The organism is Bacillus sp. PS217 (genome assembly GCF_037963535.1).
Taxonomy (GTDB): Bacteria; Bacillota; Bacilli; order Bacillales; family Bacillaceae; genus Bacillus; species Bacillus subtilis.
In genome coordinates this window covers 2776251-2792760 of record NZ_CP150157.1, presented here as the reverse complement: position 1 = coordinate 2792760, position 16510 = coordinate 2776251, and the positions used below count along the sequence as shown (strand labels likewise).

Sequence of the window (16510 nt, the reverse complement as noted above, 5' to 3'; positions counted from 1 at the left end):
TCCAGTTCATACATACACCTTTAGTGACATCTAATTTTAAGGATTAGATGAAAGGAGGATATGAACTTGCCGCAAAATCATCGATTGCAATTTTCTGTAGAAGAATCGATCTGTTTCCAAAAAGGACAGGAAGTTTCTGAACTGCTTTCTATTTCATTAGATCCTGATATTAGGGTTCAGGAAGTAAATGATTATGTATCAATCATAGGATCGCTTGAACTTACAGGTGAGTACAACATAGATCAAAACAAACATACCGAAGAGATTTATACAGATAAGCGGTTTGTTGAACAAGTCAGAAAGAGAGAGGATGGAAGTGCGGAACTGACTCACTGTTTTCCTGTGGATATTACCATTCCGAAAAATAAAGTGAGCCATTTACAGGATGTCTTTGTCTTTATTGACGCATTTGACTATCAATTGACGGATTCGCGCATTTTAACAATTCAAGCTGATTTAGCGATCGAAGGGCTTTTGGACGATACGCAAGACAAAGAGCCGGAGATACCTTTATATGAAGCTCCTGCGGCATTCAGGGAGGAAGAGCTTTCAGAGCCGCCAGCACATAGTGTAGTAGAAGAACCGGGTGCATCATCGGCAGAGGAAGCAGTTCTTCAGCATGAACCGCCAGCCGAACCGCCAGAACTTTTTATCTCGAAAGCGGGGCTCCGTGAAGAACTGGAGACAGAAAAAGCAGAATCTGAGCCGCCTGAATCGGTTGCTTCAGATCCAGAGGCCAGAGAAGATGTGAAAGAGGAAGAAGAGTCAGAAGAGCTTGCTGTGCCGGAAAAGGAGGTTCGTGCTGAATCGGAAACAGAAGAATCTGAGCCAGAACCTGATCCTTCAGAAATAGAGATTCAAGAGATCGTTAAAGCAAAAAAAGAAACGGCTGAGTCGGCAGCTGCAATAGCGGATGTTCGTGAAGAAGCAGACTCTGCAGCGGAGACTGAGCTTCGTGAACACGCTGGAGCAGAAGAATCGCCTGCTTTGGAAGCTGAGCTTCATTCAGAGACTGTGATTGCAGAGGAAAAAGCGGAAACAACAGTGTCTCCTAATCATGAATATGCGCTGCGCCAAGAGGCTCAAAAGGAAGAAGCGGCTCAATCGGATCAGGCTGATCCTGCGCTTTGCCAAGAAGAGGCGGAACCGGATGAAGCTTTGGAGAGTGTATCAGAGGCCGCTCTCTCCATAGAAGATAGCAGAGAAACAGCTTCAGCTGTATATATGGAGAATGACAATGCCGATTTACATTTCCATTTCAATCAAAAAACAAGCTCGGAGGAGGCATCTCAAGAAGAATTGCCTGAACCGGCATACCGTACCTTCCTGCCTGAACAAGAAGAGGAGGATTCTTTTTATTCAGCGCCTAAGCTGCTGGAGGAGGAAGAACAAGAGGAAGAGAGCTTCGAAATTGAAGTGAGAAAAACACCATCAGCTGAAGAGCCTAAGGAAGAAACACCTTTTCAATCCTTCCAGCTGCCTGAATCTTCTGAGACTGAAAGGAAGGAAACGGATGCTGTTCCTAGGGTTGCTCCTGCTCCTGAAACGAAGGAACCTCAAACAAAGGAAAGTGATAATTCTCTTTATTTAACAAAACTCTTTACAAAAGAAGCGGATGAGTTTTCGAGAATGAAAATTTGTATTGTGCAGCAGGAAGATACGATCGAGCGTTTATGCGAACGGTATGAAATTACATCCCAGCAGCTGATCAGGATGAATTCTTTAGCCTTGGATGATGAATTAAAAGCAGGACAGATTCTCTATATTCCTCAATATAAAAATAGCCATGCGTAAACCGTAAGCGATCGGAAAATGTGGTGAATGAAATGGAAGATACCCAATCGGTTCTTCGGGAATACGGACTGACTGCTCAATTTATTGAGCCTGTCAGTCCTCTTGTTTGGAAAGTGTATACAGACTACGGTGTATTTGCCCTGAAAAAATTGAAAGAGGGTCGCGGCAAGCATTTTACAGATCATATGGTGGCGATTGAGGAAAAAGGCTTTCGTTCATTCGTTCCCGTTTACAGAACAAATAGCGGTGAGTTTTTCTCAGCAGGCATACAATACGGAGATACCTACTATTTAATGCCTTGGCTCCAATTTGACCAAGAGGAAGAACGGGATCAGAAACATGCTTATTTATTTAGAGAAACAGCCCGTCTTCACGAGAGAACCGAGCAGGAACTAAAGGTTAGACGTGATGAGATTGAACGTTATTACGGGCAAATGAAAAAAAAGTGGGAACAAGATAAAATTTTCTATGAGCAGTTTGTGGATAGAGCGGAGAAGGAATGGTACCTTTCTCCTTTTGAACTCCAGGCCATAACCTATTTTTCAGAAACCATTTCGGCGGTGAATTTTGCGCTGGAACGGCTGGAGGACTGGTATGAGTCGGCAAAGGAAAAGGACGTTTCAAGGGTTGTAATGAACCACGGCAGCCTGTCTATACACCATTTTCTGTATAATGATGCCGGGACCGGATATTTTACAAACTTCGAAAGAGCATCTGTCGGTCCGCCGCAAAACGACCTGCTCGGCTTTTATACAAAAATGTTCAGAGGCTTTCCGAAAGCTTGTCCGGAATGCGTCGAATGGTTTTATGGATATACGAAATCATTCCCTTTGCGTGAAGCGGAAGTCAGCCTTTTCCTCAGCTATATGGCATATCCGGCAGCCATGTACAAGGTGCTGAACGGTTATCAAACTGGGAAACGACAGCATGAAAAAGAGGAATGTACACAATTATTAAAGGCTTATTGGCAAATGAAAAATATAGAGCCGTTTGTGATGAAAATTCATCAGATTGAACAAGAGAAAAAATTTCAGGCTGAAAACGAGTCCACGTCTTAATGGCGCGGACTTGTTTGTTTATATCCATTCTAAATGAAGGGCGCAAGCTAAAAAGATTAGGATTGCGAGCAGCAAAACATCAAAGGTTGTCGGAAAGAAAATGGTTCTGATTCCTTGAAAAATCGTAATGGGAATAATCACTTGTGCGGATACAAGCCGAATTTGCCTTACCCATGGCGGCAGTGAATAAGAGCTGAAACGTTTCTTCACGGTGCATCCTCCTCTACGCATTTACAAGCATCATATGTAAACTTGGGCAATAGGTGCCTGCCCATCTGTATAGAAAGCGGTGTTTTTGGAAAAGATGATTGACGAATCAAAAACACTTTTACTATAATAAAGAACATAAATAATGTATACAATGAGCTGATAAATACACCTGCTTAGAACGGGAAGAGTACAAAAAAGGCGCATGCAGAGAGAGAAGCCGTTTGCTGAAAGGCTTCTTATGCTGTCTGATTGGAAGGTCGCCCGGGAGCATAATTTCTTGAAAGAAGAGTAGAGAAATTCGGGAAACACCCGTTATCCGTTATAAGTGCATGAACTGATAGAGTTCATGAAAAAAGGTGGTACCGCGAAAGAGCTTTTCGTCCTTTTACAGGGATGAAGAGCTCTTTTTTCGTTCTCAGCCATTTTTAAACATGCTGGAGGGTTATGATGGAAACGAATGAACAAACAATGCCGACGAAATATGATCCGGCAGCGGTTGAAAAAGACCGATATGATTTTTGGCTAAAAGGCAAATTTTTTGAAGCGGGCAGTGACCAGACAAAAGAGCCATACTCTGTTGTCATCCCGCCGCCAAACGTAACAGGAAGACTTCACCTTGGCCACGCATGGGACACAACGCTGCAAGACATTGTAACAAGAATGAAACGCATGCAGGGCTATGATGTGCTGTGGCTTCCTGGCATGGACCACGCCGGCATCGCGACACAGGCTAAAGTAGAGGCGAAACTTCGTGAAGAAGGCAAATCCCGCTACGATTTAGGCCGTGAAAAATTCCTCGAAGAAACGTGGAAGTGGAAGGAAGAATATGCTGACTTTATTCGCAGCCAGTGGGCGAAATTAGGTCTTGGCCTAGATTATTCCCGTGAACGTTTTACGCTGGATGAAGGCTTGAGCAAAGCGGTAAGAGAAGTATTCGTTAAGCTTTATGAAAAAGGCCTGATCTACAGAGGCGAATATATTATTAACTGGGACCCAGCGACAAAAACAGCCCTATCCGACATTGAGGTGATTTACAAGGATGTTCAAGGCGCATTCTATCATATGAGCTATCCGCTTGCTGACGGTTCAGGCTCAATTGAAATTGCGACGACACGTCCTGAAACAATGCTCGGTGATACAGCTGTTGCCGTTCACCCTGAAGACGAGCGCTATAAACACCTTATCGGAAAAACGGTGATCCTGCCGATTGTAAATCGTGAAATTCCGATTGTCGGTGATGACTATGTTGATATGGAATTTGGTTCAGGTGCCGTGAAAATTACGCCTGCTCATGATCCGAACGACTTCGAGCTTGGCAACCGCCACAATTTAGAACGCATTCTTGTCATGAATGAAGATGGCACGATGAATGAAAATGCTCTGCAATATCAAGGCATGGATCGTTTTGAATGCCGCAAAAAGCTCGTGAAAGATTTACAGGAGGCGGGAGTTCTCTTCAAGATCGAGGATCATATGCACTCTGTCGGCCATAGTGAACGAAGCGGGGCTGTTGTGGAGCCTTATCTTTCTACACAATGGTTTGTGCGCATGCAGCCGCTTGCTGATGCAGCGATTGAGCTGCAAAAGAAAGAAGAAAAGGTCAACTTTGTGCCTGACCGTTTCGAAAAAACGTATTTACACTGGATGGAAAACATCCGCGACTGGTGTATCTCCCGTCAATTGTGGTGGGGCCATCGTATTCCTGCCTGGTATCATAAAGAAACAGGCGAGCTATATGTCGGGCTTGAAGCGCCGGAAGACAGCGAAAATTGGGAACAGGATACAGACGTACTGGATACATGGTTCAGTTCTGCGCTATGGCCTTTCTCCACAATGGGCTGGCCTGATGTAACGGCTGAAGACTTTAAACGCTACTATCCGACAGATGTTCTCGTGACAGGGTACGATATCATTTTCTTCTGGGTATCACGCATGATTTTCCAAGGTATTGAATTTACAGGCGAGCGCCCGTTCAAAGATGTTTTAATCCACGGCTTAATCCGTGACGAGCAAGGCCGGAAAATGAGTAAATCTCTTGGCAACGGTGTCGACCCGATGGATGTGATTGACAAGTACGGAGCCGATTCTCTGCGTTATTTCCTTGCGACTGGAAGCTCTCCTGGCCAGGATCTGCGCTTCAGCTATGAAAAAGTGGAATCGACCTGGAATTTTGCCAATAAAATTTGGAACGCCTCCCGTTTTGCATTAATGAATATGGATGGCATGACGTACGATGAGCTTGATCTGTCAGGCGAAAAATCAGTCGCTGACAAGTGGATTTTAACGCGATTAAATGAAACGATCGAGCACGTGACCCAGCTTGCTGATCGATATGAATTTGGTGAAGTAGGACGCCATTTATATAACTTTATTTGGGATGATTTCTGTGATTGGTATATTGAAATGGCGAAGCTTCCGCTTTATGGAGAAGACGAAGCGGCTAAGAAAACTACCCGTTCCATCCTTGCTTACGTACTTGATCAAACGATGCGTCTGCTCCATCCGTTTATGCCATTCTTAACGGAGGAAATTTGGCAGCACCTTCCTCACCAAGGGGACTCGATTACAGTAAGTCAATGGCCTGTAGTAGTGCCGGAGCATACCGATACTGAAGCGGCAGCTGACATGAAGCTTCTTGTTGAGCTGATCCGTTCTGTGCGCAATATCCGCAGTGAAGTCAATACGCCAATGAGCAAGCAGGTTGAACTGTACATTAAAACAAGCACAGACGAAATAGCAGCCCGCCTCGAAGCAAACCGTTCATATGTTGAACGCTTTACGAATCCGAGTGTGCTTAAAATTGGCACCGATATTGAGGCTGTTGATAAGGCGATGACGGCCGTTGTCTCAGGAGCAGAGGTTATTCTTCCGCTTGAAGGCTTAATCAATATTGATGAAGAAATTGCCCGTCTGCAAAAAGAATTTGATAAACTGACAAAAGAAGTTGAGCGTGTCCAAAAGAAACTTGGAAATGAAGGATTTATGAAAAAAGCGCCTGCACACGTAATTGATGAAGAACGTGAAAAAGAAAAAGATTATGTGGCGAAGCGTGACGCTGTTCAAAAACGAATGGCTGAGCTGAAGGGTTAATGAAAAGCCGGGGCGGTTTCTAGAGAAACCGCCTTGTCTTATAAAAGAGGGGATTATCATTGTTTACTGCATATCAAGATGCGCGCAGCTGGATTCACGGGAGGCTAAAATTCGGGGTGAAGCCCGGACTTGGTCGAATGAAACAGCTGATGGCGCGGTTAGGACATCCTGAAAAAAAAATCCGAGCGTTCCACGTCGCAGGAACAAACGGTAAAGGATCAACTGTGGCTTTTATCCGTTCTATGCTGCAGGAAGCCGGATATACGGTTGGAACATTTACATCGCCTTATATTATTACGTTTAATGAACGGATCAGCGTAAACGGGATACCGATTTCAGATGAGGAATGGACAGCACTCGTCAATCAAATGAAACCGCACGTTGAAGCCCTTGATCAAACGGAATACGGACAGCCGACAGAATTTGAAATTATGACAGCTTGTGCGTTTTTATATTTTGCAGAGTTTCATAAGGTCGATTTTGTTATTTTTGAAACAGGTCTGGGCGGTAGATTCGATTCTACTAATGTGGTTGAACCGCTCTTAACTGTGATTACAAGCATTGGACACGATCATATGAATATTTTGGGAAACACCATTGAAGAAATTGCAGGAGAAAAGGCCGGTATTATTAAAGAAGGTATTCCAATCGTTACAGCAGTTACCCAGCCGGAAGCTTTACAGGTCATCCGCCATGAAGCTCAACGGCATGCTGCGCCGTTCCAGTCATTGCATGATGCATGTGTTATTTTCAATGAAGAGGCTCTGCCTGCAGGAGAACAGTTTTCATTCAAAACGGAAGAGAAATGCTATGAAGATATTCGGACATCTCTGATTGGCACCCATCAAAGACAAAATGCTGCTTTGTCCATTTTGGCTGCGGAGTGGCTCAATAAGGAGAATATCGCCCATATCAGTGACGAAGCGTTAAGGAGCGGGCTTGTGAAGGCTGCTTGGCCGGGACGGTTAGAGCTTGTTCAGGAACATCCTCCGGTATATTTAGACGGTGCGCATAACGAAGAAGGTGTTGAAAAGCTGGCGGAAACGATGAAGCAGCGTTTCGCCAATTCACGCATTTCTGTGGTGTTTAGCGCGTTAAAGGACAAACCGTATCAGAACATGATTAAAAGACTGGAAACCATTGCTCATGCGATTCATTTTGCTTCTTTTGATTTCCCGCGTGCTTCTCTTGCAAAAGATCTCTATGATGCAAGTGAAATCAGCAATAAAAGCTGGAGTGAAGATCCAGACGATGTGATCAAATTCATAGAAAGCAAAAAGGGCTCAAATGAAATTGTGCTGATTACCGGATCTCTTTACTTTATTTCTGACATTCGAAAAAGGTTGAAATAAAAGTATCCGGCTCCGGCAGAATCAAAAAAAAGATTCTGCCGTTTTTTTATGTGTAAAATTGAATATTTCCAATTGGAGCTCAGGATGTCCATTTTGCTACAATCCATACCAGAACTCAATGAGTAAAGGTGTGTTGTCTATGCTATCCATTCTTTTTATCTTCGGACTTATCCTTGGTTCTTTTTACTATACGGCCGGGTGCCGTATCCCCTTACATCTATCTATTATTGCGCCCCGTTCATCATGCCCGTTTTGCCGGCGGACATTAACTCCTGCAGAATTAATTCCCATCCTGTCATTCCTATTTCAAAAAGGTAAATGTAAAAGCTGCGGGCATAGGATTTCTTTTATGTATCCCGCAGCAGAGCTTGTGACAGCGTGTTTATTTGCTGCCGCAGGAATACGCTTTGGCACATCGCTGGAACTGTTTCCCGCTGTGGTGTTTATCTCTCTTCTCATTATTGTTGCAGTGACAGATATTCATTTTATGCTGATTCCAAATCGAATATTGATTTTCTTTCTTCCCTTTTTGGCGGCCGCGAGATTGATTTCTCCACTTGATTCCTGGTATGCAGGCCTGCTAGGTGCGGCAGCCGGATTTCTATTTCTGGCTGTAATTGCCGCAATCACCCATGGGGGAGTAGGGGGAGGAGATATTAAATTATTTGCGGTGATTGGCTTTATGCTTGGTGTGAAAATGCTGGCAGCTGCCTTTTTCTTTTCAGTTTTGATAGGTGCATTATATGGAGCGGCAGCTGTTCTGACTGGTAGACTCGCTAAAAGGCAGCCGCTTCCCTTCGCCCCCGCTATAGCCGCAGGGAGCATTTTAGCCTATTTATACGGTGACTCTATCATTTCTTTTTATATCAAAATGGCATTGGGCTGACTGCTGAAAAATTTGACGAACGTTTTTTGGACAAGGCGACAAAAGTCTTGTTCTTTTTTTCTTTGCCTGTGCTAAAGTGTGTAGCATGAAAAGCCGACAAGAACGGTCAAGCAAATGAAGGGAGGAAGCGGAATTGAAAAAAAGAAAGAATAAAAAAAACAGTAAAGCCGCAGAAAAAGCCCTCAAGGTGACGATTAATGGAAAAGAAGAGACGGTTTACGAACAAGAGACGCCTGAGACAGAGGCGGATAAAAGCATGACATTTTCAAATTGGGAGGAAAAAAGACAGGCAGAACAAGAGGTTGCGGCATCCCAGGAACATCCTGATGAAGATGAATTCAATTGGGATTCAGAGGAAGACAAGGTGTTTAAAGAGGATCCTAAAGTTGTTCCTCCTTATCAAAAGAAAAAAACAAAGTCTTATGCAAAAGGAAAGACCGGGACTGCCAAACCAGTAAAAAGAGTGGCTGCGACGATTGCCTTCGCGGCTGTCATTGGCACTGGATTAGGGCTATTCGCGTTAAGCATATCGGGGAATAAAGAAGCGTCAGCACCGGCCTCTTTAGAGGATTCTCTAGGCAGCCAAACGGCAAAAGCAGGGGATACTTCAACTGATAAACAAACTTCAGGCACAGAAAAACAAGCGGCGCAAACTGAAGGTACATATAAAACATACGCTGTACAAGCCGGAAAATTTTCAAATGAAAAGGGTGCCGAAACGTTAACAGAACAATTGACCGAAAAAGGATATTCCGCCGTGTCACTGTCAAAGGATGACGGGTATACGTATGTCATCGCGGGCTTAGCCAGTGATAAGGATGTCTCACAGCAGTTAGGACAGGTTTTAATCGACAGTGATTTTGAAGCCTGGGGAGGCAAGGAGCTTTCCTTATCAATAGAGTCAGATATGACAGATTCTTTTAAGGAAACAGCGGAGCTTGCAGCAAAGGCGATTCTCGGCGAAGACATTACAAAAGCGAGTGTAGAGAAAATAGAAAAGTCTCTTGGTGAAATAAAAGCGTCAGAAACAGGAGAGAAAAAAGCGATTTTGCAGGCTTTAAAGGAATTAGAGGATCCAAGTGCTGAAGCCGGGTGGAAGGCTCAGCAGGAGCTGTTAGCCGTCGTAAAATAAGAGATAGTGCCCTGAGCCTTCGTCCTTTAGTGACAGGCTTTTTTTATTTTGTCATGAAAAAGTTATTTTTCTGAAATTGTGACAAGCCTCGTGATTTGGTAGGATAAACGAGTATCTTTTTTTCTTAAGCAAACCCTGAAAGGATGACGAACATGACAAAACCGCTAATACTTGCATCCCAATCTCCGCGCAGGAAAGAACTCCTCGATCTTCTCCAGCTGCCCTACTCCATTATTGTCAGTGAAGTAGAAGAAAAATTAAATCGAAACTTTTCACCAGAAGAAAACGTCCAATGGTTGGCAAAACAAAAAGCTAAGGCTGTAGCTGATCTCCACCCGCATGCAATCGTTATCGGTGCTGATACAATGGTATGCCTTGACGGCGAATGCCTTGGCAAACCGCAGGGTCAAGAAGAAGCTGCTTCTATGCTGCGGAGGCTTTCAGGCCGAAGCCACTCAGTAATAACCGCGGTCAGCATTCAAGCTGAAAATCACAGCGAGACTTTTTATGATAAGACAGAGGTTGCGTTTTGGTCCCTCAGTGAAGAAGAGATTTGGACATATATTGAAACAAAAGAGCCGATGGATAAAGCAGGTGCATACGGCATCCAAGGAAGAGGCGCGCTTTTTGTAAAGAAAATAGACGGAGATTATTATTCAGTCATGGGCCTTCCTATATCAAAAACAATGAGAGCTCTTCGCCATTTTGATATAAGGGCATGACGGTTCTATAAACGGGAAGGGAAAGAAAAGGAGTGCTTGGTCATACACGATCTGCCATTAAAACTCAAAGATTTCCCAATCAAAGAAAAGCCAAGAGAACGGCTCCTGAAAGTCGGAGCCGAGAACTTAGCGAATCATGAACTTTTGGCTATATTATTGCGGACAGGGACTAAACACGAATCTGTTTTGGACCTGTCAAACCGGCTGCTGCGCTCATTTGACGGGCTGCGCCTGCTCAAGGAAGCATCGGTTGAAGAGCTGTCGAGCATCCCGGGAATCGGTATGGTAAAAGCGATTCAAATACTGGCTGCAGTTGAGCTTGGAAGCCGGATTCATAAATTAGCCAACGAAGAACATTTCGTTATTCGCTCCCCGGAAGACGGCGCTAATCTTGTCATGGAGGATATGCGCTTTTTAACCCAGGAGCATTTTGTCTGCTCATACTTTACATAAACACTAATAAAATTGAATGTCTAAAACCTTGATTTTACCGTCTTTCTTCTCGAATTCAATTTGTTTTATCATTTCTTGGACAAATTGTCTTTTCTCTTCACTAGTAAGGACAGACCAGTTTTCTTTAAACATCCTTACTAGCTCTTTAGCTCGTTCAATATCAATAGGCTTTTTAGGGGGATGGGAAATCTGCTCTTTTTCGAGTTCAGCAGTTGCTTTTTGTAAAGCTTCTTTAGTTTCTGACATCAACTGTTCGAACTCTTGGTCTGTCATTAAATCCATAGACCAAGCTTTTTGATATTTTTTTCTTTGTTTTTCAATACTGATTATTCTTTGATGAAGCTTTTCATAGTCCTGTTGTTTCTCTTCCGGTATTTTCGGTACACGCTTAAGTTTTAAATTTTGCATATACTCAATTAAAGCTTTTTCAAATTTTTTTTCACTGCCCCCAATAGTGGGGCGTTTATTCAAAAGACAAGCTTGGCACCTATAATGATTACTTTCAACGTGTTTATTGTCTCTTTTCCTGAAATACTTAGAGCGCTCACTTGTAAGCCGATTTCCGCAATTTGGGCAGATTATTTTTGTTTGGAATATGAAAATTGAGTAGGTTTCTCTTTTCTTAAAATTTTGCCGGTCGTGTAATATTTTTTGTAGCTGATCAAATTCCTCTTTAGAGATATAGCCCTCAAAAGCATCTTCAATTATTTCATCACCCCACCGAAAAGCGCCGTACAGTACCGGATTTTTCAACATTACGAGTATAGATGCTATATGCCATTTATATCCCCTTCTAGGCATAGCATCAGATTCGTCGAGATAGTCTGCCAATTCTCTAAGTGAATAACCTTTTTTGATCTTATCAATCATATCTAAGAGTATTTTACCCTCTTGAGGATTCTTGACCAGGTACTCACCTTCTTTTGTGAAACCAAAAGGGGCAGGAGCACTATATTGTCCCTGTCGAGCCTTTTCGACTTGGCCCATTTTTACCCGTTCCCCTAAATTCTCTCTTTCCCATTGAGCCATGGCAGCAACTAACGTGATAAAAAGACGGCCAGTTGCTGACCCCGTATCATAGACCTCAGTGGCGGACCTGAAAACGGCATTGTACTTGTCAAAGTAGTCTAAAAGAGAGTAGAGGTCACGAACAGACCGAGTCAGCCTGTCGAGCCTATAGACTAGAACTGTGTTAATTATGCCTTGTTCTATATGTCTGAGCATTAATTCCAGTGACGGTCTATGTATATCTTTAGCTGATTTTCCTTCGTCTATATAAAATTTATAGTTTGCCCATCCCTGGGAAACGCAATAGGCTTTTAGTTTTTCCTTTTGGGCAGCTATTGAATAGCCTTCCTTTGCTTGCTCTTCTGTCGAAACCCTAACGTATATCCCGACACTCTTTTGGTTGCTTTCCTCCATTAGATTCAAGTGAAGCTCCTTTCTGGAAACATATGTTCTGTTTTGAGGTTAAAAATTTTTAAACTCGGATAAATCCTTTAAATGCGCTAGCTCTGCAGGCACCCCATTCATCACAGCGACATCTTTTAGGGTGAAATTCGTATTTTTGTACTGGCTTATAACCCAATCTGGTAGAAGAAGTTCAACGGCAAAAGTGTTTGCCTCAACTTCCACCTTATCAACTGAGAAAAGAGTATGCTCTTTCATGAATGGGGTATTAGCGCGAGGGTGTAATTGTGCGTGCCCAAGTTCATGACCGCAGACAAATGTTTTTTTACCCTGGCTTAAGTTTGAATTGATAACGATGTATTTGTTTCTTTTGTCGTATTTATAAAACCCCATTATTTCATGGTGTAAGTCCCATTGAATGACATTAATATTTAGATATGATGCAAGTTCATAAGGATTACTGGTTTTATACTTTTTAATTAGTTTTTGCACAGCTGCTTTTATCAAAGTATAAGGCCCCCTATTCTTGATCGTCTTTTCTGTATTTCTTTGGTGTGTATTTCTTATTGATTCTTTGTGTTTGACGAACGATGTGCTCCATTGCTTCCATGAGAGACTCAACGGCTTCGGGACTCATAGGCTCACCAGAGAAGCTTAGTCCGTCCGAGTTCTCTAAGTCCCTTCTTATTTCCTCCATACGCTTTGCAATGTCTTTTTCTTCTTTAGCGTTATATTCTGCAGGCTCTTCTTTTATAAGGTTTTCTTCACTAACAATTGCAGAGACCTGCACACCAAGTGCCCCTGCTACAGATTCCAAAGTGGAAAGGCTTGGGTTGTATCTATCTCTCTCAATATCTGCAAGGTATGAACGAGAAAGATTTGCCTTGTCAGCCAGTTGTACTTGAGTTAACTTCCGTTCCTTCCTAATAGCTTTAATTCTCTGCCCTACAGTCATGATTTTATCTCCTTTACAACACAGCAAGGCCTAAAAAGCTCCCATTGTGTCGCGTGTCGTTTAGTATGACACAATTATAGTACCCAAATGTCGGAAATACAATGCTAAAAATGACGGAAATACAAGTATTTTTTAGCAAAATGACGGAAATACAAGCTAAATACTCTCTAAATCTTTAAAATGCTTGAATTTCGTCATATTTCGACTTTTACAAAATGTCGTGAATACCGTACAATTTAGCCATACCTTAACGGGAGGTGATAAACATGCTGGATGGGAAAAAGCTTGGAGCTTTAATCAAGCATAAAAGGAAAGAAAGGCACTTGAAGCAGACAGAAATGGCGCAGGCACTGGGCCTGTCTAGGACTTACCTTTCTGACATCGAAAACGGAAGATATCTGCCGAGCACAAAGACACTTTCCAGAATAGCAATTTTTATAAATCTGGATTTAAATGTGTTAAAAATGACGGAAATACAAGTAGTTAAGGAGGGTGGATATGAAAGAGCTTCCGGCACATGTAGAAGACAAGCTTTATGAGTTTTTTATGAAGCTATCAGTTCCAAGGTTGCTTGAAAAAGAAGCCTTGGAGAAAGGAGGGGGTTCAAATGCAGAGGGAAAAGGCAATTGAACTTGCAGCCTTCTTCGCTGAATTTGAGCAGAAGATGCGAAAAATGAATAGATCCAAAATTGCGGATTTTTCTCACAACCAAATGCTTAAATACTGCAGGGCTTATCTTGTAGCAAGACCTACAGTGTAAAAAAGCCGCCTTTGCCGAGGCGACCCATTGTAAAACAAATAACGCCGCAATTATATCATGCGGACCAAAAATATGAAACCGGAGGTTTTACCATGTCAGCCATTAGCTCAGTTTCTCAAGCGAACGCGTTTTTCCAAGACCTTAACCAGGCAAAGAAAGACCGTTCGGCATTAGCTTCAAGTATTAACGCTCGGACAGCTCGTTTGGTCGCTTTCTTAAGACAGAACGGTCCTGTACTTGTTTACCGTGATGACAAGGCGACGATAATCGAAGCCGTCAAAAAAGTCTCTACTAAATTCGATAAGGCAAAGCTTGGAAACATCGTAGGCCTGCCAGTGTCAAAGTTAAATCCTATCACGATTGCTGAACTCGTTGAAAAGGGCAAAGTCACTGCGGCCCAGGTCGAAGACTGCCAATACGAGGAAGAGGATTACAAATTAAAAATTCGCAAAGCAAAAAAGAAAGAAATTGCGGCTTTCCGCAATCAAAAATAGGAGGTTGTACTTATGAATATCACTTTAAAAATTGAAGCGCCAGAGCTTGCTAAATCGCTCCAAGCATTAGCAGACGCCCTTTCTGCGAGCCCTCTGTCCGTAAATAAGGCTGCTGAGGTTAAGGCCGAAAAGGAAAAGCCTGCAGAGAAAAAGCCAGTTGAAGTTAAAAAGGAGCCTGAGACCGAAGCAAACCAGAAAGCAGCCCAGGAGGACGCGCAGGGAATTGATATTAAAGTCGTTCGCCAAAAGTTGGCTGAAAAATCCCAGGAAGGCAAACAAGCCGAGATAAAGCAGCTATTCGCGAAATACGGCGCTAAAAAGCTGACCGAGGTTCCAAAAGAGCATTATGCGGAATTACTTGAACTGGCGGAGCAGCTATGACGCAGGGGCACGCCGATAGAGCCCACGCGAAGTTATCTGCGTCAGGCTCAAAACGCTGGCTCACCTGTACGCCAAGCGCGCGTTTAGAAGATCAGTTTGAAGAAACGACAAGTGAGTTTGCAGAAGAAGGGACCCTGGCACACGAAGTGTCAGAGGTGCTGCTTCAATATCACATTGGGCAAATTTCTAAAGCTACACGGACGCGACGACTAAACAAGCTAAAAAAGCATGAGTTGTATTCTGATTCAATGCTGGAATATGTCACGACCTATTCAGATTTAGTGATTGAAAAATTTAATGCTCTTGAGGCTGACAAAGGTGACGCGACTATCTTACTTGAACAGCGCTTAGATTTCAGCGAGTGGGTTCCCGAAGGCTTTGGGACCGGTGACGCTTTGATCATAGCTGATGAAGTTATGGAAGTGATAGACCTGAAATATGGGAAAGGCGTACCCGTGGAAGCAGAACAAAACACTCAAATGATGCTCTATGCATTAGGGGCACTAAATCAATTTGGCGCTCTATATGACATCGAATTTGTTCGCATGACGATTGTACAGCCGCGACTAGATAGCGTATCTACATATGAGCTATCAGTACCTGAGCTTATGGCATGGGCCAATGAATTTGTTAAACCCCGGGCGCAAATGGCCTGGAAGGGTGAGGGTGACTTTGAAGCCGGTGAACACTGCAGATTCTGCAGGGCAAAAGCGACCTGTGCAGCAAGGGCTAAGAAAAATCTAGAGTTAGCGCGGTTTGATTTTCAAAAGCCTGAGCTTCTATCAAAGGAGGACCTAGGGGCAATTCTCTACGAAGCAGAAGAGCTCAAAAGGTGGGTTAAGGATGTACAAGATTATTCCCTCGCACAAGCCGAACACCACGGGGAGAAGATACCAGGATGGAAGCTTGTTGAGGGCAGAAGTAACCGGAAATACGCGGACAAAGATGCAGTGAAAAATACTCTCTTGGCCGAAGGTTACGAACCAGAACAAGTGCTTACAAAACCGGAGGTTCTGGGAGTGTCAGCCTTAGAAAAAAGTATCGGCAAAAAAGCATTTAATGAATTACTGCAAGACCTGGTTATAAAACCGGCAGGGAAGCCAACTCTTGTTCCTGAATCGGACAAACGGCCTGAATTAAATTCAACTGAATCAGCAATAGCTGATTTCAAATAAAAAACTCAAATCAAAAGGAGACATGCAAAATGGCAGTTAACAAAAACACAAACACAAAGGTAGTAACAGGAAAGGTACGCTTTTCATATCTTCACGCTTTTCAACCTCATGCAATCGAGGACGGCCAAGAGCCAAAATACAGCACTGCAATTCTTATCCCGAAAACTGATAAGGAAACACTAAGAAAAATCAAGGCCGCAATTGAAGCAGCTAAACAAGCTGGCGCCAGCAAATGGGGCGGTAAAATCCCAGCAAACCTCAAAACACCTTTGCGCGATGGGGATGAAGAAAGACCAGACCAGGAGGAATATGCAGGCTGCTATTTCTTGAATGCCTCAAGCAAGACTAAACCAGGCATTGTAGATAGACATCTAAATGACATTATTGATTCAGAAGAACTTTACAGTGGTTGCTACGGCCGCGTTTCAATTAACTTCTACGCGTTCAACACAGCCGGAAACAAAGGGATTGCTTGCGGTTTAAATAACATCCAAAAACTTGAGGATGGGGACTACCTGGGTGGTCGCTCACGAGCTCAAGATGACTTTGATGCAGTTGATGACTTTGAAGACGATGAAGAAAGCTTTTTAGATTAAAAGAACTATGAGGGGAGACGAGAGTTTCCCCTTTTTAATAGA

17 protein-coding genes, 1 pseudogene and 1 other annotated feature are annotated in these 16510 nt (G+C 43.2%); of the genes and pseudogenes, 14 read left to right on the top strand and 4 right to left on the bottom strand.

Annotated features, from left to right (window positions below; all coding sequences use genetic code 11):
• Positions 1–66 precede the first annotated feature (66 nt).
• The gene (gene spoVID / locus NSQ83_RS14570; RefSeq protein WP_172480882.1) at positions 67–1794 is read left to right on the top strand and encodes a spore coat morphogenetic protein SpoVID; all 1728 of its coding nucleotides are present in this window, start codon (positions 67–69) and stop codon (positions 1792–1794) included.
• Positions 1795–1826: 32 nt separating this feature from the next.
• Positions 1827–2852, top strand: coding sequence for a spore coat protein CotN (gene cotN / locus NSQ83_RS14565; protein WP_088467306.1), 1026 nt, complete (start codon positions 1827–1829; stop codon positions 2850–2852).
• 18 nt (positions 2853–2870) lie between these two features.
• Here cotN and NSQ83_RS14560 read toward each other — a convergent pair whose 3' ends face one another.
• Positions 2871–3062 carry a hypothetical protein gene (locus tag NSQ83_RS14560; RefSeq protein WP_003222590.1) on the bottom strand — a complete coding sequence of 64 codons (192 nt, stop codon included), beginning with the start codon at positions 3060–3062 and terminating at the stop codon, positions 2871–2873.
• Between the two features lie 165 nt (positions 3063–3227).
• Positions 3228–3450, top strand: a binding site (T-box leader).
• A 59-nt stretch (positions 3451–3509) separates the two neighbouring features.
• Here NSQ83_RS14560 and valS point away from each other — a divergent pair.
• The 6 genes and pseudogenes from valS to radC all read left to right on the top strand — a co-directional run.
• Positions 3510–6152, top strand: a complete 2643-nt coding sequence (valS, locus tag NSQ83_RS14555) for a valine--tRNA ligase (RefSeq protein WP_085187377.1) — start codon at positions 3510–3512, stop codon at positions 6150–6152.
• A gap of 59 nt (positions 6153–6211) precedes the next feature.
• On the top strand, positions 6212–7504 hold the full coding sequence (locus NSQ83_RS14550) for a folylpolyglutamate synthase/dihydrofolate synthase family protein (RefSeq protein ID WP_041339279.1): 1293 nt from the start codon (positions 6212–6214) through the stop codon (positions 7502–7504).
• Between the two features lie 139 nt (positions 7505–7643).
• The gene (locus NSQ83_RS14545) at positions 7644–8390 is read left to right on the top strand and encodes an A24 family peptidase (protein WP_088467305.1); all 747 of its coding nucleotides are present in this window, start codon (positions 7644–7646) and stop codon (positions 8388–8390) included.
• A gap of 133 nt (positions 8391–8523) precedes the next feature.
• On the top strand, positions 8524–9522 hold the full coding sequence (gene spoIIB, locus NSQ83_RS14540; RefSeq protein ID WP_088467304.1) for a stage II sporulation protein SpoIIB: 999 nt from the start codon (positions 8524–8526) through the stop codon (positions 9520–9522).
• A gap of 152 nt (positions 9523–9674) precedes the next feature.
• Complete coding sequence (locus tag NSQ83_RS14535; RefSeq protein ID WP_088467303.1) at positions 9675–10244, top strand: Maf family nucleotide pyrophosphatase; 570 nt, start codon at positions 9675–9677, stop codon at positions 10242–10244.
• Between the two features lie 36 nt (positions 10245–10280).
• Positions 10281–10702, top strand: a pseudogene (radC, locus tag NSQ83_RS14530) (DNA repair protein RadC); the annotation flags it as partial.
• On the opposite strand, the gene NSQ83_RS14525 reads toward radC, so the two are convergent.
• Genes NSQ83_RS14525 through NSQ83_RS14515 form a run of 3 tightly spaced genes read right to left on the bottom strand, consistent with a single transcriptional unit; the run spans position 10701 to position 13062 of the window.
• Complete coding sequence (locus tag NSQ83_RS14525; RefSeq protein WP_213418944.1) at positions 10701–12119, bottom strand: recombinase family protein; 1419 nt, start codon at positions 12117–12119, stop codon at positions 10701–10703. The pseudogene radC and the gene NSQ83_RS14525 sit on opposite strands and share 2 nt — an antisense overlap.
• 48 nt (positions 12120–12167) lie before the next feature.
• Entirely contained in the window at positions 12168–12614 is a 447-nt protein-coding gene (locus tag NSQ83_RS14520) for an ImmA/IrrE family metallo-endopeptidase (RefSeq protein WP_041345305.1), read from the bottom strand.
• 13 nt (positions 12615–12627) lie between these two features.
• Positions 12628–13062, bottom strand: coding sequence for a helix-turn-helix transcriptional regulator (locus NSQ83_RS14515; protein WP_213418940.1), 435 nt, complete (start codon positions 13060–13062; stop codon positions 12628–12630).
• A gap of 266 nt (positions 13063–13328) precedes the next feature.
• Here NSQ83_RS14515 and NSQ83_RS14510 point away from each other — a divergent pair, with 266 nt between their 5' ends.
• The 6 genes from NSQ83_RS14510 to NSQ83_RS14485 all read left to right on the top strand — a co-directional run bounded on the left by NSQ83_RS14510 (position 13329) and on the right by NSQ83_RS14485 (position 16468).
• Entirely contained in the window at positions 13329–13601 is a 273-nt protein-coding gene (locus tag NSQ83_RS14510; protein WP_042975064.1) for a helix-turn-helix transcriptional regulator, read from the top strand.
• Positions 13602–13669: 68 nt separating this feature from the next.
• Complete coding sequence (locus NSQ83_RS14505; RefSeq protein ID WP_162835497.1) at positions 13670–13822, top strand: hypothetical protein; 153 nt, start codon at positions 13670–13672, stop codon at positions 13820–13822.
• A 92-nt stretch (positions 13823–13914) separates the two neighbouring features.
• Positions 13915–14316 (top strand): hypothetical protein, encoded by a 402-nt coding sequence (locus tag NSQ83_RS14500; protein ID WP_213418939.1) that lies wholly within the window; start codon positions 13915–13917, stop codon positions 14314–14316.
• Positions 14317–14328: 12 nt separating this feature from the next.
• Entirely contained in the window at positions 14329–14697 is a 369-nt protein-coding gene (locus NSQ83_RS14495; RefSeq protein WP_213418938.1) for a hypothetical protein, read from the top strand.
• The gene (locus tag NSQ83_RS14490; protein ID WP_213418937.1) at positions 14694–15872 is read left to right on the top strand and encodes a DUF2800 domain-containing protein; all 1179 of its coding nucleotides are present in this window, start codon (positions 14694–14696) and stop codon (positions 15870–15872) included. Before NSQ83_RS14495 ends, NSQ83_RS14490 begins: the two co-directional genes overlap by 4 nt.
• Before the next feature lie 29 nt (positions 15873–15901).
• Positions 15902–16468, top strand: a complete 567-nt coding sequence (locus NSQ83_RS14485) for a DUF2815 family protein (protein WP_088613408.1) — start codon at positions 15902–15904, stop codon at positions 16466–16468.
• Positions 16469–16510: the final 42 nt, after the last annotated feature.

Excerpts from the sequence above, each read along its gene's own strand:
- cotN (WP_088467306.1), top strand. The coding sequence starts at position 1,827 with ATGGAAGATACCCAATCGGTTCTTCGGGAATACGGACTGACTGCTCAA.
- valS (WP_085187377.1), top strand. The coding sequence starts at position 3,510 with ATGGAAACGAATGAACAAACAATGCCGACGAAATATGATCCGGCAGCG.
- NSQ83_RS14545 (WP_088467305.1), top strand. The coding sequence starts at position 7,644 with ATGCTATCCATTCTTTTTATCTTCGGACTTATCCTTGGTTCTTTTTAC.
- NSQ83_RS14535 (WP_088467303.1), top strand. The coding sequence starts at position 9,675 with ATGACAAAACCGCTAATACTTGCATCCCAATCTCCGCGCAGGAAAGAA.
- NSQ83_RS14525 (WP_213418944.1), bottom strand. The coding sequence starts at position 12,119 with ATGGAGGAAAGCAACCAAAAGAGTGTCGGGATATACGTTAGGGTTTCG.
- NSQ83_RS14515 (WP_213418940.1), bottom strand. The coding sequence starts at position 13,062 with ATGACTGTAGGGCAGAGAATTAAAGCTATTAGGAAGGAACGGAAGTTA.
- NSQ83_RS14510 (WP_042975064.1), top strand. The coding sequence starts at position 13,329 with ATGCTGGATGGGAAAAAGCTTGGAGCTTTAATCAAGCATAAAAGGAAA.
- NSQ83_RS14505 (WP_162835497.1), top strand. The coding sequence starts at position 13,670 with ATGCAGAGGGAAAAGGCAATTGAACTTGCAGCCTTCTTCGCTGAATTT.
- NSQ83_RS14500 (WP_213418939.1), top strand. The coding sequence starts at position 13,915 with ATGTCAGCCATTAGCTCAGTTTCTCAAGCGAACGCGTTTTTCCAAGAC.
- NSQ83_RS14495 (WP_213418938.1), top strand. The coding sequence starts at position 14,329 with ATGAATATCACTTTAAAAATTGAAGCGCCAGAGCTTGCTAAATCGCTC.
- NSQ83_RS14490 (WP_213418937.1), top strand. The coding sequence starts at position 14,694 with ATGACGCAGGGGCACGCCGATAGAGCCCACGCGAAGTTATCTGCGTCA.
- NSQ83_RS14485 (WP_088613408.1), top strand. The coding sequence starts at position 15,902 with ATGGCAGTTAACAAAAACACAAACACAAAGGTAGTAACAGGAAAGGTA.